Below are 11,556 nucleotides of genomic sequence, written 5' to 3'. Positions count from 1 at the left end.
TTGATTTTTTGACTGACTTATATCTTTTAAATGTGACAAATTGACACGTTTAATCAATGAACAATTATTCATACGTTTTGTCTTCTGACTTCCGTTTTCGGTTTCCTTCTAATTTCTAACTTCTAATTTTAAATTAATTTGTACCTTTGTGTTGAAAATAAATTATATTAACGAAAAAATAATCACAATATCATGAAAAATACTGCTTTTACACACTTCCATATAGAGTTGGGAGCACGAATGGTTCCGTTTGCCGGACATAACATGCCTTTGGAATATTCAGGCGTTAAAGACGAGCACATTAATGTTCGCACAAAATTGGGTGTTTTTGACGTAAGTCATATGGGTGAATTTTGGGTTAAAGGTCCAAAAGCTCTAAGCTTTTTGCAAAAAATTACTTCAAACGATGTGGCAGCTTTATCAGATGGTCAAATACAATACTCATATTTTCCAAATGGCAAAGGTGGCATAGTTGACGACTTCTTAGTTTATAGAATTGATGCTGAAACATATCTATTGGTTGTTAATGCGGGAAATATGGAAAAAGATTGGGAATGGTGCTCAAAACACGCTAAAGCAATGGGTATGGAAGTTGGAAGAGAATTGTACAATGCTTCGGGCGAAATTTGCCAGTTGGCAGTACAAGGTCCTTTGGCAATGAAAGCAGTACAAAAAATTTGTGACACTCCTGTTGAAAATATGCAATACTACACATTTAAAAAAGTAAACATTGCAGGAATAAAAGATGCCATCCTATCAATAACAGGGTATACCGGAGCTGGAGGTTGTGAGATATATGTTGCTAATGAAGATGGGCCAAAACTATGGAAAGCCATATTTAAGGCAGGAGAGGAGTTTGGTATTAAACCTGCGGGATTAGCAGCTCGCGATACTTTGCGTCTTGAGATGGGGTTCTGTTTGTATGGTAACGATATTGACGAGACAACTTCTCCAATTGCAGCAGGTTTAGGTTGGATAACCAAGTTTGTTGATGGAAAAGATTTTATTGATCGTGAACGATTGTTGGATCAAAAAAACAATGGTGTTGATAGACGTTTAAAAGGTTTCGAACTTATTGACCGCGGTATCCCACGCCAAGGATACGAAATTGTTGATGCTCAGGGAAACAACATCGGTGTTGTAACAAGCGGAACGCAATCGCCCTCGTTGAATAAAGCAATTGGCATGGGATATTTGAATAAAGGTTTCTGGAAAGAGGATACAGAAATATTTATAAGGGTTAGAAATAAAGACCTAAAAGCAAAAATTGTTAAAACACCTTTCTATAAAGGCAATTAGCAATGTGCAATTAACAATTAAATGTCAAGGTGTTGTAGAGACGTCATATTATGGCGTCTCTGCGTAGTTGCTTAATGGAATCGAAACTCTAGATGATTTTATCAAAATGCTCGATTTGTCTGTTTCTTGAATTGCATGTTGGCATAAAAAATCAGTAATTATAAATTTCTAAACCTTAGCTTTTACTATTTTTCGGGCTCACGATTGAAACGCTTAACCCTTTCTAATCAGCTAAATATGAACATTCTATTTATAGATTCAACACACCCATTATTGCCTAAACTACTAGAAGAAGCTGGTTTTAAATGCGATCAATTAACATCAATGAAGAGCAAGGATGAGTATTTGCCTATTATTTCGAACTATGACGGCTGTATAATCAGAAGTAAGTTTTTTATAGACAGTGAGTTTTTAGATCATGCCACAAAGCTTAAATTTATCGGGCGTGTTGGTTCTGGAATGGAGAGTATTGATGTTAAAGCAGCCGAAGCACGTGGCATAGTTTGCTTGAATAGCCCCGAAGGTAACAGAGACGCTGTTGCTGAGCACGCAATAGGCATGCTTTTGTCACTTTTTAACAATTTGCGCAAATCCGACTCAGAGGTTAGAACAGGAAAATGGCTTAGGGAGGAGAACCGAGGGATAGAGCTTGGTTCTAAGACTGTTGGCATAATTGGATTTGGAAATGTTGGAACTGCTTTTGCTGAAAAATTATCGGGATTCAGATGTAAAATATTAGCATACGATAAATACAAAACCAACTATGCACCAGATTATGTGCAAGAAGTTGATTTTGATACGATTTGTAAGCAGGCAGATGTTATTAGTTTTCATGTTCCTCTCACATCTGAAACTAAATATATGGCAAACCAACACTTTTTCGACAATTGTAAAGATGGGGCATATATAATTAACACATCGCGCGGCAAAGTATTAGAGACAAGTGCGTTAGTCAAGGCAATAAAAAGCAGAAAAGTTAGAGGTGCATGTCTCGATGTCCTTGAATATGAGCAAATATCGTTTGAAGACCTATCGTCAGTTAACCCTGATTTTGAGTGGTTATGCAAATCCGACCGAGTTGTATTAACGCCTCATATTGCTGGTTGGACACACGAGTCGAATATCAAGCTTTCTACAATTCTAGCAGACAAAATTATTCAGCTTTTCGGGAAATAACAAACTGTATAGTTACACGAGTTTTCTGTTCTAAAAATACTTTTCCTTTTTTGGTTATATTCTGAATAGTGTCGTCGTTGTAGTGCCTAATGGTTATTAGTTCTACAGCGGTGTTGTATTTTATTCGATAAAGCTCTGATAAGGAGTCTTTTACCTCATCCCATATTTCAGGTTTATTGTCGAAACAGACAGAGTAGCTCAACGCAGACATCTGTATAAGGTTTATCCTAAGGCGATATCGGTAAAATATATCGTGAATGGCAGTAATATTATTATATGCCATAAAGGTAAAGTCCTGTGGGTAAAGAGTTACTAAAATTTGGTTCTCTTTTCTGATATAGAATGGTGTATTTTGCTCGATTTTTAAATCGCGAATAGTTGTGCCTTTTAGAGATGGTTCTATAAACGATCTTACATACAACGGTATGTTTTTTTGTTGCAGTGGTCTTAGTGTTTTTGGGTGTATAACTTTTGCACCGTAAAACGATAGCTCAACAGCCTCAGAGTAAGATAGCTGATCAAGAGTAACGGCTTCGGGTAACCATTTTGGGTCGGCGTTCATTATGCCTGGAACATCTTTCCAAACTGTAACCGAGTGGGCGTCAAGTATCCAAGCAAGGACACCTGCCGTATAGTCAGATCCCTCACGACCTAATGTCGTGGTTAAGTTGCTAAGTGTACTTCCTATAAATCCCTGTGTGATAATTGTTCTATATGAGTTAAAAGTAAATGCTCTTCTGACTAATGTAGAGCTTAAATTCCAATCGACAGTTGCCTCGCGGAATACAGAATCGGTTTTAAGTAATTTTCTGATATCGAACCATCTGACATCACGAGTTGTTTTTTGTAAATATTGTGAAACTATCTTTGTTGATAATATTTCACCGTACGATACAATTTTGTCATATTCAAAATTATAATCTAGTGATGGCGACTCGGTAAGCATCTCTTCAAGCTCTTTGAAATCTTCAAAAAACAGTTCGCACCCTTTGCCAAAAAGTTCATCAATAATGTTTTGATGATAGTTTTTTATTTCATTAAATACACTCCAAAAAATCATATCGTTATTAAACCACAGATTTACAACCCTTTCGAGATTATTGGTTGTTTTTCCCATGGCAGATACAACAACAACTATATTTCCTTCAATAGAATGAATTATTTCTGCAACTTTTTTTACAGCACTGGCAGTACATACGCTTGCTCCGCCAAACTTGTTGATTTTGATTACTTTATCTTTCGCCATAACACAATATATTATAATATAAAGCTATTTACTATGGTTTATTACCGCAAAAATAGTAAATTAGCCCTAACATTGTTGTTTTGTTGTAACAACTAATTATATAATAACATAATAATAATAAATAACCATGATTAAAGCGTATTTAGGAATGCCTCTTAATGAGTTTATTATCAGATGTCAAGAAGATTATAACCATGCAACAGGCGAATTTTCAAGATTATTACAACATATTGGGATTGCTTCTAAAATTGTTCACCGTGAGGTAAATAAGGCAGGCCTTGTGGATATTTTGGGCGATATAGGTATTATAAACACGCAAGGAGAAAGTCAACAAAAACTAGATGTCTTTGCCAATACTCAGTTTATACAAGCATTGCGTGCTTGTGGAGAGGTTTGTGGAGTTGCGTCAGAGGAAAACAGTGAAATAGTTACGTTCGATAATGTTATGTCGAAAGACGGCAACTATATTGTTTGTATTGATCCTTTAGATGGTAGCTCAAATATTGATGTGAATGTTTCAATAGGCACAATATTTAGTATTTACAAGAGATTTTCGCCACGTGGAGAACTTGCCAAGTTAGAAGATTTTTTACAACCGGGTAACAGACAAGTAGCTGCGGGGTATATAGTTTATGGCTCGTCAACAATGTTAGTTTACACAACAGGTTCGGGTGTTAACGGTTTTACTTTAGATCCTTCAATAGGCGAGTTTTGTTTGTCAAATATCAATATGAAAATACCCGCTAATGGTAAGATATACAGCATAAATGATGGAAATTATCACTCATTCAATGTAGGTATCCAAAAATTTATTGAATATTGTAGAGTACCCGACAAGGAGACTGGCAGACCGTATTCGGCAAGGTATATTGGTTCACTAGTTGCCGATTTTCATCGCAATTTGTTGAAAGGAGGAGTTTTTATGTATCCAGCCACCGCAAAGAACGAAAATGGAAAATTGCGGTTAATGTATGAGTGTAATCCGCTAGCCTGGATAGTCGAACAGGCAGGGGGTGTTGCTACCAACGGTAATATTCGTATTCTTGATATTAAACCCGAAAATATACATCAACGAACACCTTTATACATAGGAAGTTCTAACCTGGTTAATAAAGCAATGGAGTTTTTAAATCAGAAATAGTTTTATATTTACTTTTAAAAATTGATTATAAACACTTCTCTTTGCGTTAATTAAACCAAGGAATAAAATTTGCATTCAATAGAATTTTTTTATTTATCTTTATGCCGTAAATAATTATTAAGTATGAATTGTAATAGAAGCAATATCCTAATAGCTTTTGTAGCTACCTGTTTGTTTTTAATTCCAGTGCAACTTGTTGCTCAAACAGGCATATCATATTATCCATCTTTGAATAAATCTTATGTTCATAACAATATTGTTGGAATAGCTGAAGCCGTGAACACAGAGATATATCTTATTGGTAAAGCTTCAACAGAAGATTACTCCAGATCAATACCATACTTCGGTCGTTACGATAAAAAAGGAGAGCCTTTGATGCACAAGTTTTACGAAGATTTCCCAATTTGGGATTTAAAAAATCTTGTAATTACTTCTGGACAAAGCATAAAACTGTACGGTACAACCTACGACAAAAATAAGTATAACCCATTTTATTTAAAGATAAATCCATTAGGAAGGGTGGAAGCTAAAAGTCCTACAGCAAGTGTTTATAATACAATTCTGAGTGACGTGTCGCCCAAAGAAAGTTTTGTTGCTGCAGCTCACACAAAAATAGGAGAGAACAAAAAATATAACATCGTAGTTCATAAAATTGATGTAAATGACGAGGTGTATATTTGGTCAACTCCAATAGCAACAGAGGTAAATGAAGAGGCAAGCAAAGTAATAGTTTGTTCTGATAATTCTATTTTGGTTCTTGGAAAAGAATATAGGAATAATATGAGAACATACACTCCTATAGTTTATAAACTTTCGTCGACAGGAAAAGTAATGTGGAGAGTGGGTATAACTGTTCCGCCAAACTTCTTTACGCAGGATATAGTCCAATTTGACAGATCTACATATGTTTATATGTGTAGTTACGGAAAAGAGTATTTAGGCACATCTGAAACTCGGCTTATACAGCTTTCAAGTGCAGGTAACGCAATAAAAGCTAACACTATACCAAATATTAACACCAATGGATTACTATTGCTTGAAAACAGAAAAGTTATGCTTTATGGTTCGAATCTTGCAATATTAAGTGGACGAGTTGTTACAAGGGCAAAGTATGCCATTGTTGGTAGAAATTTAGAAACGGAATATCAGCGTGAGCTTGGAAGCAAAGATGCACCTGATGTTCTGATGCCACAAAAAATAGCAACAGCATTACCGTCAACTTCTGACTTTTCTACAGCAACTAAACTAAGCGATGGTCGGATAGCGTTGGCAGGTAAGGTTTATATGCCTACCAACCCACAAAAACCCAACCCACGTGGCAGTGACAGGTTTAATGTCCCGATGTTGGTGATACTCGATAAATACGGACGAGGACTTTAGCGCAATGTTCAATTAGCAATGTGCTATTGGCAATTAAGCTAAAAATTAATAACATGACTAGCAGAACTAACTTGATAATTAATGTAATGTACGCATTGTCAGCGTTTACAGTACTTTTGGGAGCATTTCTTCGTATAATCAATTATACGAACTCGAATCTATTAATTATTATAGGCTTCGTAGCAGGGGCTCTAACTATTTGTTATGACTCAATACGATTAAAACGAAGAATAAAACAGCTGGAAGAACAATTAAAACTAAAAGAGAAATAAAAACGTGTAGGAACATGCAATATAGCCAATAGTTGTTGAGTTTATGGCAGGCTCAGTAACCGAGGACTACGTGTTCCAATTGTTCATTGCACATTGTTAATTGCTTACTTTTCTTTCCAGATAAAAATATCATCGAAGCTTTTAGGTCTTAAATAATCGTACCATCCAAAATTTCTGAAATACATAGCATTAGGATTTAGATCTTCGATAGGAGTAACTTTACCGACAGGAGTATCAATAAATATTACTTGATCGATTTCTCCGCTATCGAAATATATTTCGATGTTTCTACATTGTGACGAGTTCATACTAGTTACATCGTCATCTTCAATAAGATAGTAAATAACTTCGGCTCGGCGGTCAACATTTGCTCTGTGCAACTGTCTGTTTTCTAAGTACCCAACTATTTTTTGACCTTTGATTTGGTCATAATGTACCGAGTCGTGTGGCATAATAATTAGTGAGTTCTCCAATAGATGTACCTCTCGTAAGTCATTGTCAACTACGGCTATATTTATTTGATTAGCAGTCAGTTGGCTGCTATCTGTCCATATTATTGGATCGAAATATAGGCGAATAACAGAATCTCGTAAGGAAAAAACAACCGAATCAGATCTCATTTGAAGGTTTTTGCTGTACAATTGTGCTTTGTGATAAACAAATATTTCACGAAAAGAGCCAGCTTCTGAACTATCGACTTTTGTAAATATGGTGTCGGCATGTAAAAACAACGAGTCATTCTGGTAGATTTGTGTTACTACAGCATTTTTGGTTAAAAGTGTTGTGTTATTTATACGGTCGTAATATGCATAGTCAGATGACAAAATGATGCTATCCTTTAAACTGTAAAGTTCAATGTTGTTGAAACCTTGTCCAAACTCTAATTTTCGATCGTAGAAAATAGTATCTGCATACATTATTTGCTCTGTATTGGAGTATCGGGCATTTTGCCATATTTTAGCTTCTCCTGTTTTTGTGTTGTACCAGCCTCTTTCAGAATATAATGTGGCAGTATCACCAACTATGGTGGTAGGACCTTGAAAGCTTACAACATTTGTGTTAATGTTATATTTTAGGGTGTCGGTATAAACTCTATAGTCCTCATTTTCAACAACCACATTGTCTTTAAAAAAGAAAAGTTTTTCGTTTGCAAAATAGTATCCTGTTTTACTAATAAGAGTGGCTGTACTGTCAATAATTTTCCCTCCGTTAAAGTAGTATGCCCTGTTAGATTTTATATCATAATTTAAGCTATCGGTATAAACGGCAACGCTTTGATCTTTTAATACAACATTGTTTCTAAATCGGGCGCTTTTGATGTTTCCAGCATAATCTAGGACACTACTAATTACTTCTATACTGTCTCCTTTTTGCAATTTAACATTACTAAATGCCTTTATATTGTTATCAATAGTGTAGAGATAAACGCTGTCGCAATACATCATTACATCTTCTTGTTGAAGAATAACATCTCCAATTAATCGGCGTGCATCGCTGGCAATTTTTTCATTGTAATTCATAGATCTTGCCTGTTTCAAATCTATTTTTGAAGCAGGTTCCTGTCCCAATACAAACGAAAGTGGCATTGTGATAAAGAGTAGGGCAACTATGATAATTTCTTTATACACAGATGAATATATTATTTAGCCATCTCTTTTTTTACTGTTTCTATAATCTCGTCAATAATAATATCGGTTGAGATACCTTCGGCTTCGGCTTTGAAATTTTTTACGATACGATGTCGCAATACAGGTTTGGCTATGGCAATAACATCGCTCATTTCGGGCGTATACCTACCATTAAGAGCAGCATGCGTTCTTGCTCCTGCAACTAAATATTGTGAGGCTCTTGGTCCTGCTCCCCATGATATGTACTCTTCTGTTAATTTGTGAGACTTGTTGCTTTTACCGGGTCGTGTTAATTCTACAATTGAAACAGCGAAACGCACAATGTGGTCAGTTACAGGGATTTGTGGAATTAATGTGCGGAAAAAAGTTATGTCGTCAGATGTGAGTACTTGGCTTGTTTTTAAATTAAAGTCAATAGTTGTATTTTTAACTATTTCAACCTCTTCATCATATGAAGGGTAGTCGAGCAGCAGATTGAACATAAAACGGTCTAGTTGTGCTTCAGGTAGAGGATATGTTCCCTCTTGCTCGATAGGATTTTGTGTGGCAAGCACAAAAAAGGGAGTTGGTAGTTCGTGGCGAACACCGTTAACGGTAACAGCTTTTTCCTGCATTGATTCAAGTAATGCTGCTTGTGTTTTTGGTGGTGTTCTGTTGATTTCGTCCGCTAAAAGAATATTGGTAAAAACAGGTCCTTGAATATATTTAAAGTCACGATTTGAGTCTAATATTTCTGATCCTATAATGTCGCTTGGCATCAAGTCGGGTGTAAACTGTATTCTTTTATATGTTAATCCCATGGCTTTTGCCAGTGCGTTTACCAAAAGGGTTTTTGCCAGTCCGGGAACTCCTACAAGCAGGGCATGACCTCCTGTAAACAGACATAACAATGATTGTTGTACCACCTCTTCTTGTCCATAAATAGTTTTATGTATTTCAGATTTCATTAACTCGTATAACGAGTTCAATCTTTTAATATCGTCTTTTTTGTCCATAATATAGAGTTACATAATTGTGCTTAATTTACTCACTTTCAGAGTCTATCCACGGAAATTGAAAATCGCAATTATGATATTCTTCTCCAATTTTTATATATGTTGTTGATTTTTTGTCGTTTATCCAATTACCAATATGTTCTTCACGTTTTTTATTTAAAGCCATTTCTTGGATATACTGATAATCTTCAGTAAGATTGGCAGGATGTGATTCTATCTTTCTCCTGATTTTTACAATTTTATATACAGTTTTATTGTTTTGATCGGTAGTTTCAAATGGTTCGGTAATGTACCCTTCGGGTTTGTCTTTTACAGCAAATGCTATTGAAGAGTGAACTTGTGTTTGTTCAAATCTAATAGAGTTATCTTTCATATTAAGAATAAAACCACCTCCGTTCTTTGTGTCTTTGTCGTCTGTGTATTTCGCTACGGCATCTTCAAAATTCAATGAGTCGGCGAGTAAAAGATTTCTTACACTGTCTAAAAAATCGTATGCTGCGACCTTTTCTTCTGGCTTAATTTTCGGAGTTAATAAAATGTGTCTAACATTAATTTTTTCGCCTTTTTTATCAATCATTTGGATTATATGATATCCATATTCCGTTTTTACAATTCTTGACACTTCTCCTTTTTGCAGTTTGAAAGCTACGGCTGCAAATTCGGGAACAAGATCTCCACGACCAACATAGCCTATTTCTCCCCCGCGTTTTGCTGTATTTACATCAGCGCTATAAAGCACTGCCAAGGCTGCAAAGTTTTCACCTTTTGATATTCGCTCTTTAAACTCTTCTAACCTTGTTTTTACTGCAAGAACTTCAAGTTCATCTATTTTTGGATATTTTGTAATTTGCTGAAATTCAAACGTTGTAGGAATAATAGGGATACTGTCCTTTGGAATAGTTTCGTAATAACGTCTTATTTCAGTTGGGGTTACGGTAATATCCTGTGTGATTGTATATTGCATTCTTTGACTAATCATCTGATCGCGAATTGTACCTCTTAGTTCTTCTTTTAACTCAAGTATTGTCTTATTGAAGTACTCTTCAACTTTCTGTTCTCCACCTAATTCTTCCATAAAATATGCTAAGCGTCTATCAAGTTCAGTTTCAACGTCTTTATCGGATACTTCTACGCTATCAAGTTCGGCTTGATTTGTTAGTAATTTGGTGTAAAGCTGATCTTCCAATATTTCGCAACGTAAATCTTTGTTAGAATAATATCTTTGATTAAGCAATTGAATGCGTTGCTCCTCGATAAAACTTTTAAGTATAATTTTGTCGCCCACTATAGCAGCAATTTCATCCAGCACTTTGCCAATTTGAGCATTGGTTTGTAAGGTGAATATGGTTGCAATTAATGTTAATAGTACTCTGTATATCATATGTTTATATGTTTTTACTTATTCTGTTCTGAAACGCTTTGTAATAGTTCGTTTTCTAAACGGTTAAAAAACAGCTCTTTACGCTTTTGAATGATAATCTCTTTTATCTGCTTTGAAACAGACTCAATTGGTGGTTTATCACCTGCTTTTAAATAATCATTTATTTTTATTAGTAGTTCTACTTCGTTACGTTTAACGCTAAATATTTTTCCTTTGTATATATTATCGTTATTAATTGTTTGTGCTGTAAGTGAGGTTTCGTTTAAAAGATTATGTAAAGGTCTCCAATCGTCATTGAAGTTATAATATCGTGCAGAACTAAAGCATAATTCTTTTAAATCGCCAATGACGCTTTCTTGGTTTGAATTTAGGTATTGCATTAATTGATTTAGTTTTGGCATTGACACAGGAACCATTATGACCCATGCTTTAACCAAAGGGTTTGTAAGTCGAAACTCTTCTCCGTATTTATTATAATAATCTTCTATTTGGCGCAAAGAAACGATAGTGTCTATTTTTTGATCGACTAGCCGTTGTTTGTATTCGTGTATATATAGTGTTTTTTTATATTCTTCTATTTTTCGCTCTAGAATTTGGTTTTTGTCGTCAATATTTTCAAAAGCCTTCTTGGCGTACGCTTGGCGGATAAGCCATTCATTAGTCTGTTTTTTTACAAACTCTATACTGTCTTGTTGGCTTAAGTTTTTTGGAACCATAATTTCTTCAAGAGTAAGTACTTCGTTTTCAAAACGTGCAAGTTCTGTTCTTGTTTTACTATCTTGTTTTTTGTTACATCCATAAAACAGGCTACCGATTGTTAGAATAACAATCGGTAGTTTGCGACAAACAAAATTTTCAAATCTCATTATTTATTATTTCTATTTTTTGAATAATTCATCAAGTGCGGATTTGTTGATCTCTACACTATATTTTGCTTTTAATGAATTAATCCACTCTTTTTCTAGCTCGTTTTGATATTCGGCTGTAACTAATCCGCGAACTTCACGCAAATCTTTAGTCGAACTTGGAACAATTTCT

At 35.1% G+C, this 11,556-nt stretch carries 11 protein-coding genes; 5 read left to right on the top strand and 6 right to left on the bottom strand.

The window, feature by feature from the left end:
* Positions 1 to 192: 192 nt before the first annotated feature.
* Together gcvT and GX311_01825 are read left to right on the top strand one after the other, a co-directional pair.
* A complete protein-coding gene (gene gcvT, locus GX311_01830; GenBank protein ID NLK15117.1) occupies positions 193 to 1,299 on the top strand; it encodes a glycine cleavage system aminomethyltransferase GcvT in 1,107 nt (368 codons plus the stop codon).
* A gap of 237 nt (positions 1,300 to 1,536) precedes the next feature.
* The gene (locus GX311_01825) at positions 1,537 to 2,475 is read left to right on the top strand and encodes a hypothetical protein (protein ID NLK15116.1); all 939 of its coding nucleotides are present in this window, start codon (positions 1,537 to 1,539) and stop codon (positions 2,473 to 2,475) included.
* Here GX311_01825 and GX311_01820 read toward each other — a convergent pair.
* A complete protein-coding gene (locus GX311_01820) occupies positions 2,453 to 3,721 on the bottom strand; it encodes an aspartate kinase (protein NLK15115.1) in 1,269 nt (422 codons plus the stop codon). The two genes, GX311_01825 and GX311_01820, sit on opposite strands and share 23 nt — an antisense overlap.
* 148 nt (positions 3,722 to 3,869) lie before the next feature.
* On the opposite strand from GX311_01820, the gene fbp reads away from it, so the two are divergent.
* From fbp to GX311_01805, 3 genes are all read left to right on the top strand, one after another.
* Entirely contained in the window at positions 3,870 to 4,862 is a 993-nt protein-coding gene (gene fbp, locus GX311_01815; GenBank protein ID NLK15114.1) for a class 1 fructose-bisphosphatase, read from the top strand.
* Between the two features lie 123 nt (positions 4,863 to 4,985).
* Positions 4,986 to 6,242 (top strand): hypothetical protein, encoded by a 1,257-nt coding sequence (locus GX311_01810; protein NLK15113.1) that lies wholly within the window; start codon positions 4,986 to 4,988, stop codon positions 6,240 to 6,242.
* 53 nt (positions 6,243 to 6,295) lie between these two features.
* Positions 6,296 to 6,514: a LapA family protein gene (locus GX311_01805; GenBank protein ID NLK15112.1), complete on the top strand. Its 219-nt coding sequence runs from the start codon at positions 6,296 to 6,298 to the stop codon at positions 6,512 to 6,514.
* A gap of 104 nt (positions 6,515 to 6,618) precedes the next feature.
* Here GX311_01805 and GX311_01800 read toward each other — a convergent pair whose 3' ends face one another.
* The 5 genes from GX311_01800 to GX311_01780 form a co-directional block, all read right to left on the bottom strand.
* On the bottom strand, positions 6,619 to 8,142 hold the full coding sequence (locus GX311_01800; GenBank protein NLK15111.1) for an LPS export ABC transporter periplasmic protein LptC: 1,524 nt from the start codon (positions 8,140 to 8,142) through the stop codon (positions 6,619 to 6,621).
* Between the two features lie 11 nt (positions 8,143 to 8,153).
* Positions 8,154 to 9,137, bottom strand: coding sequence for an AAA domain-containing protein (locus GX311_01795; GenBank protein ID NLK15110.1), 984 nt, complete (start codon positions 9,135 to 9,137; stop codon positions 8,154 to 8,156).
* 28 nt (positions 9,138 to 9,165) lie between these two features.
* On the bottom strand, positions 9,166 to 10,518 hold the full coding sequence (locus GX311_01790; GenBank protein NLK15109.1) for a peptidylprolyl isomerase: 1,353 nt from the start codon (positions 10,516 to 10,518) through the stop codon (positions 9,166 to 9,168).
* A 14-nt stretch (positions 10,519 to 10,532) separates the two neighbouring features.
* A complete protein-coding gene (locus GX311_01785; GenBank protein ID NLK15108.1) occupies positions 10,533 to 11,384 on the bottom strand; it encodes a hypothetical protein in 852 nt (283 codons plus the stop codon).
* A gap of 12 nt (positions 11,385 to 11,396) precedes the next feature.
* Positions 11,397 to 11,556: hypothetical protein (locus GX311_01780; protein ID NLK15107.1), on the bottom strand; the 160-nt coding region annotated here is incomplete at its 5' end.

It is taken from the genome of Bacteroidales bacterium, from assembly GCA_012519055.1.
Taxonomy (GTDB): Bacteria; Bacteroidota; Bacteroidia; order Bacteroidales; family Salinivirgaceae; genus JAAYQU01.
The sequence above is the reverse complement of the archived record's forward strand: the minus strand, read 5'-3'. Positions and strand labels throughout refer to the sequence as shown.

What these genes read in the sequence shown, in the direction of transcription:
- GX311_01825 (NLK15116.1), top strand. Translation starts at nt 1,537, where the DNA reads ATGAACATTCTATTTATAGATTCAACACACCCATTATTGCCTAAACTA.
- gcvT (NLK15117.1), top strand. Translation starts at nt 193, where the DNA reads ATGAAAAATACTGCTTTTACACACTTCCATATAGAGTTGGGAGCACGA.
- GX311_01820 (NLK15115.1), bottom strand. Translation starts at nt 3,721, where the DNA reads ATGGCGAAAGATAAAGTAATCAAAATCAACAAGTTTGGCGGAGCAAGC.
- GX311_01790 (NLK15109.1), bottom strand. Translation starts at nt 10,518, where the DNA reads ATGATATACAGAGTACTATTAACATTAATTGCAACCATATTCACCTTA.
- fbp (NLK15114.1), top strand. Translation starts at nt 3,870, where the DNA reads ATGCCTCTTAATGAGTTTATTATCAGATGTCAAGAAGATTATAACCAT.
- GX311_01810 (NLK15113.1), top strand. Translation starts at nt 4,986, where the DNA reads ATGAATTGTAATAGAAGCAATATCCTAATAGCTTTTGTAGCTACCTGT.
- GX311_01805 (NLK15112.1), top strand. Translation starts at nt 6,296, where the DNA reads ATGACTAGCAGAACTAACTTGATAATTAATGTAATGTACGCATTGTCA.
- GX311_01785 (NLK15108.1), bottom strand. Translation starts at nt 11,384, where the DNA reads ATGAGATTTGAAAATTTTGTTTGTCGCAAACTACCGATTGTTATTCTA.
- GX311_01795 (NLK15110.1), bottom strand. Translation starts at nt 9,137, where the DNA reads ATGGACAAAAAAGACGATATTAAAAGATTGAACTCGTTATACGAGTTA.